The 20,915-nt window shown below is 67.8% G+C and carries 19 protein-coding genes; 13 read left to right on the top strand and 6 right to left on the bottom strand.

Going from position 1 to position 20,915, the window contains the following annotated elements:
• Positions 1-6 precede the first annotated feature (6 nt).
• Positions 7-642 carry a class E sortase gene (locus FB475_RS25090; protein WP_141859008.1) on the top strand — a complete coding sequence of 212 codons (636 nt, stop codon included), beginning with the start codon at positions 7-9 and terminating at the stop codon, positions 640-642.
• Here FB475_RS25090 and FB475_RS25085 read toward each other — a convergent pair.
• Both FB475_RS25085 and FB475_RS25080 read right to left on the bottom strand, forming a co-directional pair.
• On the bottom strand, positions 629-1,324 hold the full coding sequence (locus FB475_RS25085) for an SGNH/GDSL hydrolase family protein (RefSeq protein WP_141859007.1): 696 nt from the start codon (positions 1,322-1,324) through the stop codon (positions 629-631). The two genes, FB475_RS25090 and FB475_RS25085, sit on opposite strands and share 14 nt — an antisense overlap.
• Before the next feature lie 156 nt (positions 1,325-1,480).
• Positions 1,481-4,243 carry a S8 family serine peptidase gene (locus tag FB475_RS25080; protein WP_238332466.1) on the bottom strand — a complete coding sequence of 921 codons (2,763 nt, stop codon included), beginning with the start codon at positions 4,241-4,243 and terminating at the stop codon, positions 1,481-1,483.
• Between the two features lie 233 nt (positions 4,244-4,476).
• Between FB475_RS25080 and FB475_RS25075 the strand changes: the two genes are divergently transcribed.
• The 7 genes from FB475_RS25075 (at position 4,477) to FB475_RS25045 (ending at position 13,209) form a co-directional block, all read left to right on the top strand.
• Positions 4,477-6,393, top strand: coding sequence for a glycoside hydrolase family 43 protein (locus FB475_RS25075; protein ID WP_141859005.1), 1,917 nt, complete (start codon positions 4,477-4,479; stop codon positions 6,391-6,393).
• 21 nt (positions 6,394-6,414) lie between these two features.
• Positions 6,415-7,479, top strand: a complete 1,065-nt coding sequence (locus tag FB475_RS25070) for a LacI family DNA-binding transcriptional regulator (protein ID WP_141859004.1) — start codon at positions 6,415-6,417, stop codon at positions 7,477-7,479.
• A 117-nt stretch (positions 7,480-7,596) separates the two neighbouring features.
• Positions 7,597-8,526 carry a carbohydrate ABC transporter permease gene (locus FB475_RS25065; protein ID WP_185759419.1) on the top strand — a complete coding sequence of 310 codons (930 nt, stop codon included), beginning with the start codon at positions 7,597-7,599 and terminating at the stop codon, positions 8,524-8,526.
• Positions 8,523-9,365 carry a carbohydrate ABC transporter permease gene (locus FB475_RS25060; RefSeq protein ID WP_238332402.1) on the top strand — a complete coding sequence of 281 codons (843 nt, stop codon included), beginning with the start codon at positions 8,523-8,525 and terminating at the stop codon, positions 9,363-9,365. The genes FB475_RS25065 and FB475_RS25060 overlap by 4 nt, the downstream gene beginning before the upstream one ends.
• Positions 9,366-9,376: 11 nt before the next feature.
• Complete coding sequence (locus FB475_RS25055; protein ID WP_141859003.1) at positions 9,377-10,729, top strand: ABC transporter substrate-binding protein; 1,353 nt, start codon at positions 9,377-9,379, stop codon at positions 10,727-10,729.
• A gap of 36 nt (positions 10,730-10,765) precedes the next feature.
• The gene (locus FB475_RS25050) at positions 10,766-12,493 is read left to right on the top strand and encodes a glycoside hydrolase family 35 protein (protein ID WP_141859002.1); all 1,728 of its coding nucleotides are present in this window, start codon (positions 10,766-10,768) and stop codon (positions 12,491-12,493) included.
• Complete coding sequence (locus tag FB475_RS25045; RefSeq protein ID WP_202878490.1) at positions 12,493-13,209, top strand: sulfite exporter TauE/SafE family protein; 717 nt, start codon at positions 12,493-12,495, stop codon at positions 13,207-13,209. The genes FB475_RS25050 and FB475_RS25045 overlap by 1 nt, the downstream gene beginning before the upstream one ends.
• A 67-nt stretch (positions 13,210-13,276) precedes the next feature.
• Here FB475_RS25045 and FB475_RS36910 read toward each other — a convergent pair whose 3' ends face one another.
• Positions 13,277-13,453: a hypothetical protein gene (locus tag FB475_RS36910; RefSeq protein ID WP_185759417.1), complete on the bottom strand. Its 177-nt coding sequence runs from the start codon at positions 13,451-13,453 to the stop codon at positions 13,277-13,279.
• Complete coding sequence (locus FB475_RS25040) at positions 13,450-13,875, bottom strand: hypothetical protein (RefSeq protein WP_141859001.1); 426 nt, start codon at positions 13,873-13,875, stop codon at positions 13,450-13,452. The genes FB475_RS36910 and FB475_RS25040 overlap by 4 nt, the downstream gene beginning before the upstream one ends.
• Before the next feature lie 62 nt (positions 13,876-13,937).
• Here FB475_RS25040 and FB475_RS25035 point away from each other — a divergent pair, with 62 nt between their 5' ends.
• Positions 13,938-14,942 (top strand): helix-turn-helix domain-containing protein, encoded by a 1,005-nt coding sequence (locus FB475_RS25035; RefSeq protein WP_141859000.1) that lies wholly within the window; start codon positions 13,938-13,940, stop codon positions 14,940-14,942.
• Here the strand turns inward: FB475_RS25035 and FB475_RS25030 are convergent.
• A complete protein-coding gene (locus FB475_RS25030) occupies positions 14,930-15,712 on the bottom strand; it encodes a nuclease-related domain-containing protein (RefSeq protein ID WP_141858999.1) in 783 nt (260 codons plus the stop codon). The genes FB475_RS25035 and FB475_RS25030 overlap by 13 nt on opposite strands.
• A gap of 121 nt (positions 15,713-15,833) precedes the next feature.
• On the opposite strand from FB475_RS25030, the gene sigJ reads away from it, so the two are divergent.
• The 4 genes from sigJ (at position 15,834) to FB475_RS25010 (ending at position 20,156) form a co-directional block, all read left to right on the top strand.
• Complete coding sequence (gene sigJ / locus FB475_RS25025) at positions 15,834-16,691, top strand: RNA polymerase sigma factor SigJ (protein ID WP_141858998.1); 858 nt, start codon at positions 15,834-15,836, stop codon at positions 16,689-16,691.
• 40 nt (positions 16,692-16,731) lie between these two features.
• Positions 16,732-17,079 (top strand): DoxX family protein, encoded by a 348-nt coding sequence (locus FB475_RS25020; protein WP_141858997.1) that lies wholly within the window; start codon positions 16,732-16,734, stop codon positions 17,077-17,079.
• 22 nt (positions 17,080-17,101) lie between these two features.
• The gene (locus FB475_RS25015; protein ID WP_141858996.1) at positions 17,102-18,247 is read left to right on the top strand and encodes an ROK family transcriptional regulator; all 1,146 of its coding nucleotides are present in this window, start codon (positions 17,102-17,104) and stop codon (positions 18,245-18,247) included.
• A gap of 118 nt (positions 18,248-18,365) precedes the next feature.
• Positions 18,366-20,156, top strand: coding sequence for a bifunctional metallophosphatase/5'-nucleotidase (locus FB475_RS25010; protein WP_238332401.1), 1,791 nt, complete (start codon positions 18,366-18,368; stop codon positions 20,154-20,156).
• A 355-nt stretch (positions 20,157-20,511) separates the two neighbouring features.
• Here FB475_RS25010 and FB475_RS25000 read toward each other — a convergent pair whose 3' ends face one another.
• A complete protein-coding gene (locus FB475_RS25000; protein ID WP_141858994.1) occupies positions 20,512-20,877 on the bottom strand; it encodes a hypothetical protein in 366 nt (121 codons plus the stop codon).
• Positions 20,878-20,915 lie beyond the last annotated feature (38 nt).

The raw sequence follows: 20,915 nt of genomic DNA, 5'->3' as shown, positions 1-20,915 counted from the left end.
GGGCGTATGCGGGGAGCTGTTCGGGGGCTTGCGGTCGTGTTGCTGGTGGTCGGGGTCGGGGTGCTGGGGTGGGTCGGGTGGCAGTACTTCGGGACCGGGATCACGTCCAACCAGCAGATGACCGAGGGCGAGAACTCACTGCGGAGTCAGTGGAAAGCTCCCGCGCGGGCCGGCGTCAAGCCGAGCGCGGCGAAGCCGAGCACCGGGAAGCCGTTCGTCCTGTTGCGGATTCCCCGGTTCGGAGCGGACTGGGTGAAGCCCGTGGTGGAGGGCGTGGATGCCGACGAGCTGGCTCGCGGGATCGGGCACTACCCGCAGACCCAGCTGCCGGGTCAGCCGGGCAACTTCGCGGTGGCGGGACATCGGGTGACCCATGGGTCGCCGTTCCGGAAGTTGCTCGAGTTGAACAAGGGCGACCAGGTGCTGGTGGAGACCCAGGACGCGGTGTACACGTACGTACTGGACGGTTCACCCCGGGATCTGACCGTCAAGGCGTCGCAGACCTGGGTCCTGGATCCGGTGCCGGGCAAGCAGCAACCACCGACCCGGTCGATCATCACGTTGACGACCTGCCAGGACCTCTTCCACTCACCGGACCGTTCGGTTGCCTTCGGCCACCTGGTGAAGGTCACGCAGAAATAAGAGCCTGCACCATCAGGTCGTTACGGGCGTCCTGCCCGGCCGGGACCGTGGTGTGAACGCCCTCGCGGAGCAGTTGCGTCAGGCGGGCCGGCTTCGCGGCCAGGTACTCGGCCCAGCGGACGATGTCCAGGTTCGGGTACTTCTTCTCGGCGTCGTGGATCTGGGAGTTGATCCAGGCGCTGTTGCGCTGGTCGGCGACCTGGATCGCCGCGGACTTCGCCGTGCGGGAGATCTGGGTGTTGACCCAGACAACCTTCCGGTTCGAGCCGACGATCCGCATCGTGCGGTCGATCTGGGCGGCGAACACCGGCGGGTTGAAGATGTCGTTCGTACCGGTCGCCATCAGGATCCGGCGTGGCAGGCCGTACTTGATCGCCCAGTTCTCCAGCGCGTCGACAGCCGGCGTCGTCGGCCGGCCGGACCAGTTGTGCACCGCGAGGCTGATGCCGCGGCTCAGCAGCTTGCTCGCGAGTGCCTTGCCGTCCTGGACGGCGATGCTGTCACCGAACATGCACACACCGTCGTGATCGCGTACGTAGGTGATCGTCGCGGCGGTCGAGATCGACCGGCTCAGGATCGTCCAGTCTCCCAGATCGCCGGAGCCGTACGGGTCGGCCGCGCTGGCTGTGCCGGCGGTTTCGGCGGTCACGGCGCCCGCTACAGCGGCTGCGGCCCCCGCCATCAACAGCTGCCGTCGGTTCGGTTTCAGAGCACTCAGGTTCCCCACAGTCAGGAACTGTGGGCTATACCAACTGCTACGCGCAAGTACGGCTATTCGAACGTTATACAAGCCCGGTGCGGATTGCAGCTTGTTGCAATCCGCACCGACGGATCCGTCTCAGCTGACGGTCAGGATCTTGTTCGCAGTGAACGCCTGCGCATGGTCCGCATCGGCCGGGAACCACATCCGGTACACGAGCTGCCCACGGACCGCCGGCTTGACCCCGAACGCGTACGCCCCCGTCGTCGTCAGCTTCACCGACGCGATCGACTTCCACGCCCGGTTGACGTACTGCTGCAAGTAGACCGGTTTGCCGGAATGCGCCGGAGCGACGTACCCGCTGAGCTTGGCCGCCTGCCCGAGCCGCACCGACGCCGGTGACAGCGTGGCCGAGATCGTCGGCGCGACCGCCACGTTCAGGTCGACGCTCCGGGTGCCCATCAGGTCGGTGTTGCCGGGGAACGTCATCATGAACACCGACGACACCAACGGCTTGTACGCGTAGCTGACGGTCCCGGTCGACGAGGTCTTCAGCGCCGCCAGCAGCTTGTACGTCGACGAGTTCTTCGGCCGCACGTACAGGTTGACCGGCAGCCCCGCGATCGCCTTGTTGTCGATCCGCAGCGTGCTCCCGCGCACCGTGATCGTCCCGCCGTAATTGAGCTGAGCCGCGGTCGCGCCGATCGTCGTCTTCATCCCGAGCAGCTGCGACACGGCGACCGGGCTCGTCTTCCCGCCGCGGTCCTTCGCCCAGGCGGCGTACGTGTACGTGACGCCCTGCGCGAGCCCGGTGTTCTTCACCCCGGTCCCGCTGCCCGAGTACACGAGCGTCCCGGTGGTCAGCGACGGCACCTGGCTACCTGAGTTCCGCCGGACGATGATCTGGTCGAAGTCCGGCATCGCCGGCACCTTCCAGGACAGCTGGGCGGCGAGATACGCCCCGGCGGCGTCGAACGTCAGCTTCGGCGGCGGCGCGTCCAGCGTCGAGAACACGCTGCTGAACGGCTCCAGTCCACCGCTCGCCTCCTGCACGCCGTTGACCGAGATCCGGTACGGCGTGTTGTCGAGCAGCGGCGCCGACGGCGTCAGCACGGCCTGCTTGTTCTCGGCGTCGTACGCGACCGCGGCCCCGATCGCCGCACCGGTCTTGCCGTTCAGGAACCGTACGGTCGACGCGTTCACGCTGCCCGCGACGACGTCCCGCGCGAAGGTCACCACCGGTCGCGTGTCCAGTCGCTGACCGCTCGCGAGATCGGGCGGTGATACCTCGCGCACCGGGTAGTCGACGCCCGGCTTCGACCCACCGTCGGAGCCGTCGGCGATGTCGAGCTCGTACTGGCGGGTGTCCCGGGACCCGTTGGCGTTGCGGACGGCAATAAACGTACTACCCGCGGTGACATTGACGTTGGTTGCCGCCGTCAACGGACCCCACTGAGAGCCAGCCGGGTACGGCGTCACCGCGGATGCCAGCGACCTGAGGTTCCCGTCGTACACGTCGATGCGCGGCCCGAAGTTCACCGCGTACTTGTCGCCGTTGAACTCCGGCCCGGTGAGCGTGACGCTGAGGTTCCGCGCGGCCGAGCTGACCACCTCGTACCAGTCGGTCTCGCCCTCGGTGCTGATCGTCGTCCTGATCGAGCTCGAGAGCGGGATGGCGCGTTCCGGGGTGTCGTTCAGGTCGATCGGGTTGATCGGGAAATCCGCGGCCCAGCGGCCACCGAGGGCGGCGTACGCGTCCAGCATCCCGGCCCCGTAGTACGGGTCGATCCCGCGCGGGCCGGCGTCGCGTGCGTACGCCTTGATCCGCGCCTGCACCTGCGCGGGTGTCAGCGTGGGCCACTTGTTCTTCACGAGGGCGGCGACGCCCGCCACGATCGGCGCGGCGCACGACGTACCGCTGCAGAGCCAGTACGGCGACTGGCTGAGGTTGCGGGCGCCGGTGCTGACGATGTCCCAGCCCGGCGCGGCGACGTCGACCCAGTCGCCGTACGAGCTGAAGTCGGTCAGGACGCCGCCCGCGTTCGTGGCGCCGACGGCGATCACTTCGGGGTACGCCGCCGGGTACTGCGCGACGTCGCTGCCGTCGTTGCCCGCGGCCGCGACGACGATCACGCCCTTGGCGATCGCGCGGGTGATCGCGTCGTGCAGGACCGCGTTGTCGCCGGGGTTCGCGATCGAGATGTTCAGCACCGTGGCGCCGTGCGCGACCGCCCAGTCGATGCCCTCGACCAGGTCCAGGTCGTTGGCGACCCCGTTCGACCCGGCGACCTTGACCGGCATCACCTTCGAGCTCCAGCCGACGCCCGCGAGCCCGGCTCCGTTGTTGGTACCCGCGGCGATGATGCCCGCGACCATCGTGCCGTGGCCGTTGTCGTCGACCGGGTTCGGACGCGTCGTCGAGACCGCGTTGTACCCGGCGACGAGGTGGCCGGCGAGGTCCGGGTGGCCGGCGTCGATCCCGCTGTCGAGGACCGCGACGATCTGGTTGCCCGTGGACTTCGAGACGTCCCACGCCTGCGGTACGCGGACCGTGTTCAGGTACGCCTGCTGCAGCGACCCGAAGTACGGATCGTTCGGTACGGCGGCCACGTGCCGGCGATAGCTCAGCGAGGCGAGCTCGACCGCCGGGTCGGCCTTGACCTTCTTCAGCAGGTCCCGCGCGGGCAGGCTGCCCTTGAGTTTGACGACGTCACCCGCGGTCTCGTCCACCGCGCCGAACTTCGACGCCGCTGCCTTTCGCGCGGACGCGGTGGCCTTCGGCTTGAACTTCACCAGTACCGCGTTCGGCTCGACGTCGGCCACGGATTCCCCGTGCCGGACGAAGCCGGCACGGTGCAGCGCAGGCTCGGCCGCCGAGCCCGACGACCCGCTCAACGCCACCACTGAACCGGCGACCAGCACCGCCGGGAGCCCCCACCGCAGCAGCTGACCAGGACGAACCGACACAACGCCCCCAGATCTCGGAGTTACGAACGCGGGGAGTATGTCAGAGGTCTGCTCCGGAATCCTCCTCGCCGCGATGTCAATACCTGCAACACGCGTTCAGGTGGCGCGCAGCTGTCGGCACGCTGAGTCTGTTCACGTAAACATTCCGGTGTAGGTGAGGAGCAGATGTGCACAGGACTCGGATGATGATCGGCATGCTGCTGGCTGCGCTCGGCCTCAGCTTGTTGGTGGTGTCAACGGCTCAAGCGACGAGCGACAGCTTCCATCCAGGGCAGCCCTGGCTGGACACGAGCGGGAAGGTGATCCAGGCGCACGGCGGCCAAGTCGTCACGGCCAAGGACGAGGACGGCCGGCGGATCTACTACTGGTACGGCGAGGACCGCAGCAACGGGTACTACAACAGCCCTGGCGTGCACCTGTACTCGTCGTACGACCTCTACAACTGGAAGGACGAGGGGCTCGCGCTGCGGGCGTTGAGCTCGATCGACCAGTTCGACAACGACAAGTACTTCGCGAAGCTCTACAAGCACTACACGCCCGCGCAGAAGGAGATCGTCTGGCGGGACCTGTCGACCAACAACATCCGTACCGACGGCTGGGCGACCTCGTCCATCCTCGAGCGGCCGAAGGTCATCTACAACAAGGCGACCCGCAAGTGGGTGATGTGGGTGCACTCCGACGGGCCGTCGTCCCCGACCAGTACGTCGAACTACGCCCGCGCCGAGGCCGGTGTGGCGATCGCGGACTCGCCGAAGGGCCCGTTCCGCTGGATCGACTCGTACCGGCTGGACCACGTGCCGAGCGACTCGGTCCCGTGGTGCGGCAGCGGCTCGTCGTTCGACCCGGCCGGCGGGATGGCGCGGGACATGAACCTGTTCGTGGACGACGACGGTACGGCGTACATCATCTACTCGTCCGAGGAGAACCGGACGATGTACATCTCCAAGCTGAACACGTCGTACACGTACCTGTCCGCGCCGCCGGATCAGGCGGTCCAGGGTAAGGACTTCACCCGGACGCTGGTGTGCAACCAGCGCGAGGCGCCCGCCATGTTCAAGTCCGAGGGGACGTACTACCTGGTGACGTCGGGTGCGACCGGATGGGATCCGAACCCGGCGCGGTACGCGACCTCGCAGAGCATCCTCGGGCAGTTCACCGACCGCGGCGTACCGATCACCGGCGCCGGTGCGGCGACGACGTACAGTTCGCAGAGCACGAACGTGGTCACGGTCGATGCCAAGCAGAACAAGTTCCTGTTCATGGCCGACCGGTGGACGCCGAGCGACCTGGCGAACTCGCCGTACGTCTGGATGCCGATGAGCTTCGGTGAGGGCGGATCGTTGACCGTCGGACCGGATACCGAGTGGTCGTTGCGGGACCTGAAGCCGTACACGCGCTGGACCGTCACGAGCACGATCCCGGACCACGTCTGGCTCAACGACACCAGCACACTGCCGGCGGCGGTCACCGTGACCACCGCGAGCGGAGCTCAGCAGGTCGCCGTCACCTGGGACCCGGCGAGCGTCGCGCAACCCGGGCCTGGCAATCTCCGCGGGACGTTGGCCGACGGACGGACCTTCACCCGCTCGGTCGTTGTCATCCCCCACAACCTCCGGTACGCCGTGAACGCCGGCGGCGCGGCCACGCCCGACTGGACCACCGTCGCCGCACAACAGCCGCTGCTCAACTCCACGCCCGAACAACCCCTGGGCACCGACCCCACCACCGGCACGACCTGGGGTTACACCGGTTCCAGTGCACCCGCCGGTACCGGCGACCTCTACACCACGCTCCGGTACGCGAAGAACCACGAGCCGCTCGTCTACACCTTCGGCGGGCTCGAGCCCGGTACGTACACGGTCCACGCCGGCTACTACGACCCCTGGCCGTGGGCGAACCGCGCGGCGCAGGTGACTGTCAACGGGGCCGTCGTCGACCAGCAACGCCTGTTCACCGCAACCGGCGTCGCCGCGTCGTACGGCGGCATCACCGTCGGCCCCGACGGCACGATCACCGTCTCGATCACCCCGACCCGCTCCCCCGACATCCAAGTCAGCTGGCTGATGGTTTCGAAGGACAGCTGACGCCACTCCTATATTGATCCCATGTCGAACCAGGCCAAGCCGGCGCGTCGCGGAGTCAAGGGGCATCCGAAGTCGGGTCCCTCGATCGGTGACGTGGCGCGCTTGGCCGGGGTCTCGGCGCAGACCGTGTCCCGCGTCTCGACCGGCGCGGACCCGGTCCGCCCCGAGACCAAGGAACGCGTCCTCGAAGCGATGCGGCAACTCGGGTACTCCCCGAACCACGCCGCCCGGGCACTGCGCCGCGGCAACTTCCACTCGATCGGGTTGATGGCGCCGAAGATCATCCGGACCGGCGAGTCCAAGACCATCGAGGCAGTGATCGACGCCTCCCGCCGCGAGGGGTACTCGGTCAGCCTGGTCGACGTGGAGACGCCGTCGTCGAGCGACGTCAGTGACGTCAGGGAAGCGGTGCAGCACCTCAACCACCAGGCGATCGACGGCCTGATCATCATTCGCGCCGCGACCGCGACCCCGACCTCGCTCGCGCTCCGGCCGACGCTGCCGGTCGCGGTCTCGGACTCCCGGTTCATCGGGCACCATCCGTCGATCGGCGCGGACCAGATCGGCGGCAGCCGGGCCGCCGTCCAGCATCTGCTGGAGCTGGGGCACAAGACCGTGCACCACATCGCCGGGCCGGACGGCTCGGGTCCCGCGGAAATCCGGGCGACCGCGTGGCGGCGAACCCTGGAGGAAGCCGGCCGCACAGTGCCCGCGATCTTGCGGGGCGACTGGTCCGCGGACTCCGGCTACGAGCTCGGCAAGGCGCTCGCGAAGCGCAGGGACCTGACCGCGGTCTTCGCGGCCAACGACGAGATGGCCTGCGGGCTGATCCACGCGCTGCACGAAGCCGGCCGCGAGGTGCCGCGCGACGTGAGCGTCGTCGGCTTCGACGACATCGACCTGGTCGAGCACTTCTGGCCGCCGTTGACGACGGTCCGGCAGCCCTTCCAGCAGATCGGCACCGAACTGGTCGAGCTGATCCTGCGGCAGCTCCGCAAGGGCGCGCCGCTGGTCGACCTGCACGGCACGGTGAACGCGCCGCTGATCGTGCGGGAGAGTACCGCGGCGCCGCGCAAGCGCCGCTGATCCCTGGATCACATCCTCCGGGCTTCCGCACCTCTAGACATGTTCACGTAAACACGCTAGCGTCCACGCCAGCATGTTTGCGTAAACAGAAACGAACAGAAACGGAGGTCGACGGACATGGCGCAGTCCGTGGCCCAAGAGCCTGCCCAGGTGGTGAGCCTGCCCGGGACCCGGCGGAAGCGGGCGTCCAAGGACGGCAAGGGGTGGTTGTTCGTCGGTCCGTTCCTGGCCGTCTTCGCAGTGACGTTCCTGGCGCCGATCGGGTACGCGATCTACCTCAGCCTGTTCCGCGAGCAGGCGTTCTTCGGCGGCCGCGCGTTCGTCGGCCTGAGCAACTACACCGAGGCGCTGCAGGACCCGAAGTTCTGGGAGGCCTTCGGCCGGGTGGCGATCTTCCTGGTCGTCCAGGTGCCGATCATGCTCGGCCTGGCACTGCTGGCGGCGCTCGCGATCGACAGTGCTCGCCTGCACGCGGCCGGCTTCTTCCGGATCGTGATCTTCCTGCCGTACGCCGTACCGGGTGTCGTCGCGGTGCTGATGTGGGGCTACATCTACGGCGACAACTTCGGCCTCGCGGCGAACCTCAACGATCTGCTCGGCACCGCGATCAAGCCGCTGAGCAGCGGGTGGATGCTGCCCTCGATCGCCAACATCGTCACCTGGGAGTTCGTCGGCTACAACATGCTGATCTTCTTCTCGGCACTGCGCACGGTCCCGGGCGAGCTGTACGAAGCGGCCGCGATCGACGGCGCGAACACGTTCCGGACGATCCTCGCGGTCAAGCTGCCCGCCCTGCGCGGCGCGATCGTGATCGCCACGATCTTCTCGATCATCGGCAGCTTCCAGCTCTTCAACGAGCCGAACATCCTGCGCACGCTGGCGCCCAACGTGATCAACACGTACTACACGCCGAACATGTACGCCTACAACCTCTCGTTCGCCGGCCAGCAGTTCAACTACTCCGCCACGGTCGCGATCGTGATGGGCATCATCACCGCGGTCATCGCGTACGTCGTCCAGATCCGCGGATCCCGGGAGGCGCTGTGAGAGTCAAGCGCTCGAAGGTACTGACCGGCGTGATGGTGCTGTACCTGCTCTACACGATCGTCCCACTCGCCTGGTTGTTGCTCAGCGCAACGAAGACGCAGGACGACCTGTTGTCGACGCCGGGCCTGTGGTTCGGGAAGAGCTTCGCGTTCTTCAGCAACATCACGGACACGCTGACCTACAACGACGGCATCTTCCTGCGCTGGCTCGGCAACACGGTGCTGTACGTCGTGGTCGGCGCCGGCGGCGCGACGCTGCTCGCGACGGCGGCCGGGTACGGGCTGGCGAAGTACAAGTTCGCCGGCCGGCGGGCGGTCTTCGCCGTCCTGCTCGGCGCGGTCGCGGTACCGGGGACCGCGCTCGCCGTACCGACGTTCCTGATGTTCTCCAACCTCGGGCTGACGAACACCGTGTGGGCGATCATCATCCCGTCGCTGGTCAGCCCGTTCGGGCTGTACCTGATGTGGGTCTACTCGACCGACGCTGTCCCGCCGGAGCTGCTCGAGGCGGCCCGGATCGACGGCGCCGGCGAGGTCCGGACCTTCTTCACGGTGTCGCTGCGACTGCTTGCCCCGGGCATCGTCACGACGTTGCTGTTCGCCATGGTCTCCACCTGGAACAACTACTTCCTGCCGCTGATCATGCTCAGCAAGCCGAATCTGTACCCACTCACGGTCGGGCTCACCCAGTGGAGCAACCAGGCGACCGGAGTGGGCGCCCGCCCCATCTACAACCTGGTGATCACCGGATCGTTGCTGACGATCGTGCCGTTGGTGATCGCCTTCCTCCTTCTCCAGCGTTTCTGGCAGTCGGGCCTGAGCGCCGGGAGTGTGAAATGAAAGGGAACACCATGAAGTCACATCGGTGGGGCGTCCGGCGGCTGGTGGTCGCCGGAGCCGCGCTCACGGCCCTCGCGGTCGTGGCCGCGTGCGGCGGCGGATCCAAGACCGACAGTGCGAGCAGCAGCTCGTCCACGGGTTCGGCGGACGCGGTCGACGCGGCGCTCAAGGCCGGCGGCGAGATCACGTACTGGAGCTGGACCCCGTCGGCGCAGGCGCAGGTCACCGCGTTCATGAAGCAGTACCCGAACGTGAAGGTGAACTACGTCAACGCCGGGACCGGCAACGACCAGTACACCAAGCTGCAGAACGTCATCAAGGCCGGCTCCGGCGGACCGGACGTCGCGCAGATCGAGTACCAGGCGTTGCCGCAGTTCGCGCTGCCGGGTTCGCTGGTCGACCTGAACCAGTACGGGTTCTCGCAGTACGAGTCGGCGTACACCGCTTCGACCTGGGCGTCGGTGCACGCCGGCAACGGGCTGTACGGGCTGCCGCAGGACTCCGGACCGATGGCATTGTTCTACAACAAGGAGGTCTTCACGAAGTACGGCATCGCCGTACCGAAGACCTGGGACGAGTACGTCGCCGCGGCGAAGAAGCTGCACGCCGCGAACCCGAAGGCCTACATCACCAACGACTCCGGTGACGCCGGGTTCACCACGAGCATGATCTGGCAGGCCGGCGGCCAGCCGTTCAAGACCGACGGCAAGAACGTCACGATCAACCTGCAGGACGACGGTTCGAAGAAGTGGACCGCGACCTGGAACCAGCTGGTCCAGGGCGGTCTGGTGTCGAACATCCCGGGCTGGACAGACGAGTGGTTCAAGGCGCTCGGCGACGGCACGATCGCGTCGCTGCCGACCGGTGCCTGGATGCCCGGCGTGATGGAGTCCTCGGTCAAGGCCGGCGCCGGGAAGTGGGCGGTCGCGCCGATGCCGACGTACGACGGCCAGCCGGCCACCGCGGAGAACGGTGGCAGCACCGAGTCCGTGCTGAAGCAGAGCAAGAACCCGGCGCTCGCGGCGGCGTTCGTCCGATGGCTGAACCACGACGAGGGCGTCAAGCCGTTCCTCGCCAGCGGCGGGTTCCCGGCCACCACGGCCGACCTGAAGGACCCGGCGTTCGTGGACAAGGCCAGCGCGTACTTCGGCGGTCAGAAGATCAACCAGGTGCTGACCGGCGCGGCCGGCACCGTGGTGAAGGGCTGGAGCTACTTGCCGTTCGAGCTCTACGCGAACAGCATCTACGGCGACACCGTCGGCAAGTCGTACCAGACGAAGTCCGACCTGAACACCGGCCTGAAATCCTGGCAGGATGCCCTGGTCACCTATGGCAACCAGCAGGGCTTCCAAGTCAACGGCTGACCGCCGCCATTTCATGGTCTAGAGAAACGAGATCCCGTGCCTGACTTCACGATCGGCGCATCCGACTTCCTGCTGGATGGCCGCCCGTTCCAGATCATCTCCGGTGCACTGCACTACTTCCGGGTGCATCCGGACTGCTGGGCCGACCGGATCGAGAAGGCCAGGCAGATGGGGCTCAACACCATCGAGACCTACGTGCCGTGGAACCTGCACAGTCCGCGGCCCGGTGAGTTCGACACCACCGGGATCCTCGACCTCGGCCGCTTCCTGCGCGAAGTGGCCGAGGCGGGGATGTACGCGATCGTCCGGCCCGGCCCGTACATCTGCGCCGAGTTGGACAACGGCGGGCTGCCGCCGTGGTTGCTGCGCACGGAGGGTCTCGGCGTTCGGCGGTTCGAACCGCAGTACATGGCGGCCGTGACGGCGTACCTTCAGAGTGTGCTGGAGATCGTCCGGCCGCTGCAGATCGACCAGGGCGGGCCGGTCGTGCTGGTGCAGGTCGAGAACGAGTACGGCGCGTTCGGGGACGACCAGACCTACTTGAAGGCGCTGGCCGAGGTGATCCGGGGCGCCGGGACGACCGTGCCGCTGGTCACGGTCGACCAGCCGACGGACGAGATGCTCAGCGCGGGCGGGCTGGACGGCGTACTGCGGACCGGGTCGTTCGGGTCGCGGGCCGAGGCGCGGCTGGAGACGCTGCGCAAGCATCAGCCGACCGGGCCGTTGATGTGCATGGAGTTCTGGGACGGGTGGTTCGACTACTGGGGCGGGCGGCATCACACGACGTCCGCTGCCGACGCCGCCGCTGAGCTGGACGCTCTGCTCGCTGCGGGCGCGTCGGTCAACATCTACATGTTCCACGGTGGCACGAACTTCGGGCTGACCAGTGGAGCCAATGACAAGGGCGTGTACCGGGCGACGATCACGTCGTACGACTACGACGCGCCGCTGGACGAGGCAGGTCATCCGACCGAGAAGTACTTCGCGTTCCGGGACGTGATCTCGCGGTATGCGCAGGTACCTTCCTCGGTACCTGCGGCGGCGCCTGCTGCGCCTGAGTTCAACGTTGCACTGGGCGAGCCGGTCGGGCTGCTCGGCTGTTCCAGCGGTCGTTGGTCGGACCATCGGTCGGTGCCGGCGCTGGACGAGCTGGACGCACGGCTGGCGATCTTCCGGACCGAGCTGCGGCACGGCGGGCCGGCGCTGCTGACGTTCGGCGAGGTCCGTGACCGGGTCCAGGTGTTCCTGGACGGGGCGCCGGTCGGGATCCTGGAGCGCGAACGGCACGAGCGGTCCCTGATGCTGCCGCACACCCGCGGTCGGCTCGAGCTGGTCGTCGAGGACATGGGACGCGTCAACTACGGTCCGCGGATCGGCGAGGAGAAGGGCCTGATCGGTCCCGTTCTGCTCGGCGCCGACGAGCTGCACGACTGGTCGGTCTGCGGAATCGACCTCGACCAGCCACCGCGGCTGTGGCAGTCGACCCCCTCGGCAGTTGTCCCTGGTCCGACTGCGTGGCGCGCGACCTTCGAAGCCGAACGGTCCGACCTGTTCCTCCGAACCGATGCCTGGGGCAAGGGTTACGCGTGGATCAACGGCTTCAACCTCGGACGGTACTGGCGGCGCGGGCCGCAGCAGACGCTGTACGTCCCGGGCCCGTTGCTCGTTGACGGCACCAACGAACTCGTCGTACTCGAACTGGAAACGCTCTCGCCCACTGCTTCCTTTGCGGCTGAGCCTTGGCTCGGCTACACCGATCTGTAGTGGAGCTGCTGATCCTCGGAGGCGTCGTACTGCTCGGCGCCTTCGTGCAGTGGCTGACCGGCATGGGTTTCGCGCTCGTGTCGGTTCCTGCTCTGGTGATCGTGCTCGGCCCCACGGACGGCATCACCTTCGCGAACTGCGCCGCCGGCGTCATCTGCGTACTCGGCCTGCTGCGCGGCTGGCGCTACGTACGACTGCGCTCGATGATCCCACTCATCCTCGCCGCCGCGTGCACCGCACCGCTAGGCGCATGGTTCGCGCGCGCCCTTCCCGGGCCGGTTCTCCTCCTGGTGATGGGCGCACTGGTCACCGTCGCAGCCGTCGTACTTCTCATCGGCCTCCGCGTGCCTGCCCTGAAAGGCCTGACCGGCGCCCTCACCGCGGGCGCCACCGGCGGCTTCATGAACACCGCCGCCGGCCTGGGCGGCCCACCCGTCTCCCTGTACGCCGTCAACGCCAACTGGACCATCCGCGAATTCGTCCCCAACGCCTTGTTCTACGGCGCTCTGGTCAACATCTTCTCGCTCGTCACCCGCGGCATCCCCCCACTAAGCCGGCCCGAGTGGCTCACAACCTCCGCCGCCCTAGCCCTAGGCGCCACCACCGGCGCCCTCCTCGCCCCCCGAATCCCCAACCACACAGCCCGCCGCCTAGTCCTCCTCCTAGCCCTAACCGGCGGCCTGACAACCGCCACCAAGGGCCTCCTCAACCTCTGAGACCGCTCCCGCCGATACAAACTGGGGAGGATTGCTGCCCAGATCGACACAGCGTCCTCCCCCGGCCTCAGAAGCCACGAACACTCAGCCAGTGATCGAGGTTGCGGAGTTGTTGGCGGGTCCAGTGGCGGGCGAGGATCGGGAGGATGTCGACCAGGAAGATGCGGGTGGTTTCGGCGACGAGCAACGCCCGGGCGGGCCACGCCGGCTCGGGCGTTGCGCGGCGGTACGTTTGCAGGCTCACGGCTGCCAGCGTTCGGCGTTGCGGGTACGGCGGCGTTGGCGAACGATCTCCAGGTCGTGGAGTGCGTCGGCGTAGATGTCGTCGTCGAAGCCTGCCCGCTCGACGAGGTTGCGACCGCGCTGGTGGGCGCTGGACGTCGCAAGGATCGGTACGATGTCACGGGCGATGACACGCGCTTCGTAGTTCATCAGCGCCAGTTGTGCCCGCTGTTGGTGGACCGCCTCGACGGTGACGGTCGTCACCTCGCGCGCTGCGGCGGCGAGCGCCCGTACGGTCGTCGTGATCACCGGTACCAGCGCCTTGACGGCGACCTGTCCGGCGAGATGCCTTGGCACCTGGACCAGGACGTCGCGACCGTCGATTTTGACCAGTTCGTTGCCCACTGTGCTCTCCCAGTTCTCGAGGCTTGATGCCAGGATCACGGAGCGACCGCCATTCGGGCGGCAAGGCTGGAAAGGTCTGTAAAACTCGCTAGCCTGAGCTGGTGACGATGCCGGAGCTCGAGCCTGGTGACGGCCCGCCGGTCGCCCGGGCACGAGGCAGCCTCGGCCATGCGCTGAAGAAGCTGCTGCTGCGCGCCGAACACTCCGGGCGCAGTATCAAGGTGGAGTCGCTGGCCCGCCGTGTCAACGTATCTCAGGCCAGCTTGTACGCCTACCTCAGCGGCAAGACCTTGCCGCGCGCCCGCGCACTCGACCTCCTGCTGACCGAACTGGAGGTCCCCGACGCCGATCGCCGCTGGTATCGCGACCTGCGCGACGACATCGCGGTCCGCTTCCCCGCGCGGCCGAAGGCTGGCGCCGCCGACGCGGGACCGCCGCTGATCGAGCTCATGCTGGTCGACGGTTCGGTCGAGGTTGCGGAGATCGTCGACGGGGCGGGGCTGCCCGACGAGGAGACCACGCTGGCCGGGCCGCACGTGATCGAGCAGCTCGGCGAGCGCGTACACGTCGACGCACACCGAACGATGCACCGCGTCGACTTTCGCCGCCGGATCCGCGCCACGACCGCCGGCGTTCGGCGCTTCTCGTACGCGTTCGAATGCGAGCCCGACTCCGGCCTCCGGCGCGTGATCGTCGAATCGCACGACGACACGGTCGTCTCGAAGGTAATCCAGGTCGGCCGGAGCTCGTACGTCTTCCACTTCGACTTGCCGGAACCACTCGACGCCGGCCGAACCGCCGATCTGAGCTTCTCGCTCGTCACCTTCGAGAATCCGTCAGACCAACCCGGCGACATCTACGGCAAGCGCCAGTTCGTCGCCACCGAACGCGTCGAACTCTCCGTCGAGTTCGCTCCCGAAGTCGCGCCCGCCGAAGTCACCTGGTTCATAGCAGCCTTCCCCCTCGGCAACTTCCCCGACGGGTTCACCTTCCCCGCTGAGAACGTCCTGACCCCTGAACCGGATGGCAGCTACCAGAAGACCTTCACAAGCACCGACCTACCGGAAGGTCGCATCGTCGGCCTGCGGTGGAACTACCAGAAGTAGATCCAGCCCGCGAGCAGTACGCACACCACGAAGATTGTTGCTAAGAGCAACCGTTGTCGCTGTGCATGTCCGACCTCACGCCGTAGCGTGTCGAACTGGGGACGGCGGTTCAGGTCGGCGTCACTGTCCGGTTCCGTTCGCCAGGTGGTCGCCGTACCGACAGCACCCAGTACGGCGTCCAGTTGCCGCCCGGTGAGCACGGGTGGCCGCCGCTTCAGCCAGCGGATCAATGCACCGGCTTCCAGCACCTGTACGGCGACCGGCGGCTGCTTGATGTTGAGCGATGCTGATCCGAGGACGGCGATGACGGACTGAACGGGTACCGGCCAACCGACGGTTGCGGTGAGGATTTGGGCGACCCGCTGCGCCTCGTACTCGCTGTTGCGGATGTAGTGCTGCCGCTGGCCGCCGACCAGGAAGCCGCGTCCGGCGACCCAGATGCGCTGCCCCGGGTGGTGTTTGGTGTTGACGGTGAACACGCCGGCCTGTCCGACGATCAGGTGGTCGATGTCGGCACCCTGTATCCCGATCGGTACCGCGTGCAGCACCGTCCACCGAGGCCCGAGCTTGTGCAACCTCCGCCCCATCTCGATCTCACCGAGCGCTCCGGAGTACCAACTCCTGCCCGCATCCGTCACCGGCGACAGCCCGACGAACCGCGCCACCGCACCGCGGCTGCGTACCATCCCCGGCTGCGTCAGCAACGTATGAATCACCGCATGCCCCGGTCCGCGCTCCGGCAACTCGACTCGTGAATCCTCCGCTTCCATCAATCCCCCCACAGGAAAGGCGGTCCCCCCGACCGCAGACCCCGATGGTGACACGGAGTAACACCGTTGGGAAGCTCAGGGCTCCGAGCGACAGATTGGTACAAGTTCTAGGGTGACGCGCATGGTGGTGGATCGGTTCGGGGAGTGTCGGGGGTTGTTGTACGGGGTTGCGTATCGCGTGCTGGGGAGTGTGGCCGATGCGCAGGATGTGGTGCAGGACGCGTGGTTGCGGTGGAGCAAGGTGGACGCCGAGGTGCAGGACGCCGAGGGGTACCTCGTGCGGGTGGTGACGCGGCTCGCGATCGATCGGCTCAGGAGTGCGGTGGTACGGCGGGAGTCGTACGTCGGGCCGTGGTTGCCCGAGCCGATGATCACCAGCCCGGACGCAGCCGAGGGCGTCGTACGGGCGGACGCGGTGTCGACCGCCGTACTGCTCGTCCTCGAGGCGTTGTCGCCGACCGAGCGGGCCGTCTTCGTGCTGCACGAGGCCTTCGGCTACAGCTACGCCGAGATCGCCGGCATCCTCGATCGGCAGGTCGCGGACGTACGCCAGCTCGCGCACCGAGCGCGGAAGGCGGTCGCGGCGCGGCGGCAGCGGTACGACACCGACCGCGCCACCCAGCGCGAAGTCACCGAACGTTTTCTCGCCGCCTGCGAGAACGGCGACGTCGAAGGCCTGATGGCGGTTCTCGCACCCGATGTCACGTTGATCAGCGACGGCGGCGGCCGCACCGGTGCCCCACGCAAACCCGTCTACGGACCGCTGTCGGTGGCGCGGTCGGTACTGGTCGGATCGACCCGCCGGCCCGAGGGGTCGCAGTACGCGATCGAGGAGCTCAACGGTGCGCCGGGCATCACGATCCGGTCCGCCGACGGGCCGGTACTCGCGATCACGCTGCACCTGGTCGACGGCGCCGTCCGAACGATCCAGGTGGTCAGCAACCCGGAAAAACTCGGCGGACTGTCACATCCGGCGTAGGTCTCTCGTCCGTGAGGCACAACTACGGATCGGAGAACTCGTGTACGTCGCCTACCTGGCCACCACGTTGCTCGCCGCCGCGCTCACCGGAAGCGCGGCGGTCGCGAACCTGATCGGACACAACTACCCGAAGGAGCAGGCCGACCTGGTCCACGTCGACCACAAGTGGATCGTGCCGTTCGGCCTCGTCCTCGGCGCGGGCGCGGTCGGTCTGCTCGCGGGGTTCGCCGTACCGACCCTCGGCCTGATCGCCGCCGCGGGGCTCGTGCTCTACTTCCTCGGCGCGCTCGCCGCGCACGTCCGCGCCCACGCCTTCGACCTGGCGCCCTGGTCCCTCTACTTCGTGACCTGCACCGCCGCGCTCGTCACCACGGTGCTCCACCGCTGACCGGCGTTTATGCTGGCCGATCATGGGGTCGGACGGTGGGGATCAACCGCGGTTGCGGCAGCTCAACGAGCGGGTGGTTCTGGCTGCGGTGCGCGCCGCCGGGGAAGCACGGGTCGCGGAGATCGTCGAGCAGAGCGGGCTCGGCCGTACGGCGGTCGAAGAGGTACTGGCGAGCCTGGTCGAACGGCGCTGGCTGGTCGAGGAGAGTCCGGCGATCCGCGGCCGCGGGCGGCCGGCGCGGAGCTACCGGTTCCGGGCCGAGGCCGGGTACGTCGTGGGGCTCGACATCGGCGCGTACTCCGTCCGTGGCGTCCTCACGGACCTCGACGGCCGGATGCTGGCGAGCATCCGGCGGTCCGTGACCCCCGAGGCACCGCGGGCACGGCGCCTCGAGGCGGCCGACGAGGTGATCGCCGCCTGCGCCGCCGACGCCCGGCTCGCGGCGTCGAAGGTGTGGGCGGTGGGCGCCGGTACCACCGGACTCGTCGACCCGGCCGGCACCGTCGTCCACGCCAACGCCATCCCCGACTGGGCCGGCACCAACCTCGTCAGCCACTTCCCCCATCGCCTGGTGGTAGCCGACAACGACAGCCAACTAGCAGCCCTCGCCGAACAACGCAGAGGAACCGACGCTACGGAGGACATGGTGTTTCTTCATGCGGGGCGGCGTACGGGGCTGGCGTTGGTGTTGGACGGGAAGTTGCGGCGGGGTGCGTTCGGGGCGGCGGCTGACATGTCGGCGTTGCGCGGGGTCGCATGGGAGGCGGCACTCCAGCACTTGCACGCGGTCGTGCCGGACGACGTGCCGACCGTCGACAAAGCCGAGCGCGCCTTCGCCGCCGCCCGGGAAGGCGACCGCGCCGCCCGCACCGCCGTACGCAAGTACGCCCACGCGATGGCCGTCGCCGCTGCCACCGCGATCGCCATCGTCGACCCGAAACTCCTCGTGCTCGGCGGCGCCTTCTCCCAAGCATCCGACGTACTGCTCGAACCACTCCAAACGGAGCTGGAGAAACTCTGCCCCCGCGTCCCCGAGGTCCGCGCGTCCACGCTTGGCGCGCTCTGCGTAGCGCTCGGCGCCGCCAGTCTCGCCCTCGACGCGCTCGACGACCGACTGCTCTCCCCTACCCGCGGACCGCTTCCGCCGTTGGCCGTTCGCAGCATCTGAGTTCGGCTTTTGTTCAGCAGGCCGTTGACGCCTCACCGATCCATTGGCTTAATAATGTCGGAAAGAGGCAATAATGTGCACGAACGCGCAACCCACCCCGCCAGGAAGTAGGTTCGTTGTGAACAGTCGGATCCGCCGCCGGACGTTCCTCACCGCCACCGGAGCGCTCGCCACCGCCACGGCGGTCGGCGACGTCGCCTACGCCACCCCGCACGCCCTCGACGACGCACCCGAGTACGTCGACGTACAACTGCTGAACATCACCGACCTGCACGGCTACCTGCAGCCGACGACGCCCAGCCAGGGCAGCGTGATCACCGGCGCCGGGGGCGTCCAGGTGACCATCGGCGGCGTCGGCTACCTGGCCACGCACCTCAAGCAGCTCCGCGAGGGCCGGACCAACTCGATCTTCTTCTCGTCCGGCGACAACTTCTCCGGCTGGCCGTTCGAGGTCGACGCGCACGCCAACGAGCCGACCGTCGAGGCGCTGAACGCGCTCGGCCTGCAGTTCAGCACGGTCGGGAACCACGAGCTCGACCAGTCGGTGAGCTTCCTGGTCGACCACATGGAGCACGGTGCGCCGTACCCGGTGAACGGCCGCGACGACAACTTCGTCGACTCGACCGGCCACAAGTTCCGCGGCGCGAACTTCCGCTTCTACACGGCCAACATCGTGCATGCCGACACCGGCCGGACGATCGTGCCGCCGTACAACATCGAATGGGTCGACGCCGGGCGCGGCCGCAAGCTGCCTGTCGCGTTCATCCACCTCACGGTGATGGACACGCCGACCGGTTCCACGTCGTACCAGCCCGGCCTCAAGTCGCTGTCCGACGTCGAGCAGGCGAACAAGCTGGCGGCGCAACTGAAGGCGCGTGGCGTGAACGCGATCGTGATCAACATCCACGACGGCGGCGTCGCCGGCAACGACTACAACGCCGGTACGAACCCGTCCGGCCCGATCTTCCAGCTGGCCGCGAACGCGTCCCCGGACATCGCCGCGATCGTCACCGGGCACTGGCACTGCCGGTTCAACATGATGGTCCCGGACCCGAACGGCGTACCGCGGCCGGTCGTCGAGGCCGGCAACCACGGCTCGCTGATCAACGAGATCAACCTCAAGCTGGACCCGAGCACCGGCGAGGTGATCCGCGAACTGACGACCTCGACGAACCACGCGAACACCCGCGACGTACCGGTCGACGAGGAGCTGCAGTACATCGCGGACTACTGGACCGCGAAGGGCAAGAAGCGCTACGCCACCCCACTCGCCAAGATCACCGGCGACTTCACCCGGACCGCGAACGCCGCCGGCGAGAGCACGATGGGCAACCTGGCCGCGGACTTCGCCTACTGGGACGCGAACCAGCACGGCCGGGCCGACCTCGCGCTGATCTCGACCAAGCCGGTGTCCGGTTCGAACGCGCTGACCGGCGACCTGTTGTTTGCCAAGGGCACCAATGCGGCCGATGCGGACGGGACCGTACTGTTCGGCGAGGCCTGGGGAGCGTTCGGGTACGGCAACCCGATCCTGACTGTGACGCTGCCGGGGACGCAGTTGCACGCCGCTTTCGAGGCGCAATGGGTGCCGCAGCCGAACGGGACGGTGAAGTTCGCGCCGTTCGCGGTGTCGCAGAACGTCAGCTACACCTACGACACCACGAAGCCGGTCGGCCAGCGGGTCGACCCGGCGAAGGTCCTCATCGACGGCAAGCCGCTCGAGCTGAACCGGGACTACCGGGTCGCCGCGCTCGCGTACACGCTGATCGGCGGCGACGGTACGACGGTGTTCACCGGCTTCACCGACCCGGTCCGGAACGACCGCGACCACGAGGGCTTCATCGCGTACCTGCGGGCGCACCCGGTGCTGTCCCCGTCGACCCTCGACCGGGCCCGCCCGGCGAGCTGACCCGGACCGCGACGTTCCGGAGCATCGCGACGAACACCGCGAGCCACGCCCCGAAGGCAATCCACAACTCGCCGCGACCGATTGACTGGCGACGACCCATATGAACCACGTGCCGTTCGCAGTAGCCAGGTTGGATCGGCCGAGAACAGCGGTCCACGGTACGACGTACCCGAGGACGAACCACGTCGGGCCTGCGACGAGCAGCAGGACCGACGTGGCGGTGTGCATCCCGGCCAGGCCGAGCCGGAGGCCGAGGACGTTGACTCCGGCAACGAACGTGAAGAACCCGAAGGCCCGGCGTGGGTCGCCATCACCAGTGCGAAGTACGCCGGGGGTAGCCGGCGGAGCGTTTCGCTCATCTGCCGGCCGGTTTGATCTGTAGGGCTGGGCGGCGTTTGTGCACGGTCAAGTACGTCAGGCCCGCATCGCCCGCGGTCAGATCGCGCGTCGAACCGTGCGGGAGCCAGACGAGGTTGCCGGCGGCCACCTGTTGCGGACCGTCCGCCGTACCGAAGATTCCGTTGCCTGCGACGACCACGAGGACGACGTCGAGGTCGGGCTCCCGGTGTTCGCCGATCTGCCGTCCGGCGGGGAGGTGCACGAGGTTGGCATCGAGCTGCCGGCCGGACTCGGCGAGCTTCCACCGAGCGCCGGATTCCACCGTCGAGTCGTTGGCGAGCGCGTGCAGGTCCGCGAGGATGCGCGGCACGGGTTCATCCATGCCCGCAACGGTATCCGCAGCACCTGGAGAAGTCGCCG

The sequence above is a fragment of the Kribbella jejuensis genome, assembly GCF_006715085.1.
GTDB lineage: Bacteria > Actinomycetota > Actinomycetes > Propionibacteriales > Kribbellaceae > Kribbella > Kribbella jejuensis.
Note: the sequence above shows the minus strand (reverse complement) of the source record. Positions and strands in the feature narration are given on the sequence as shown.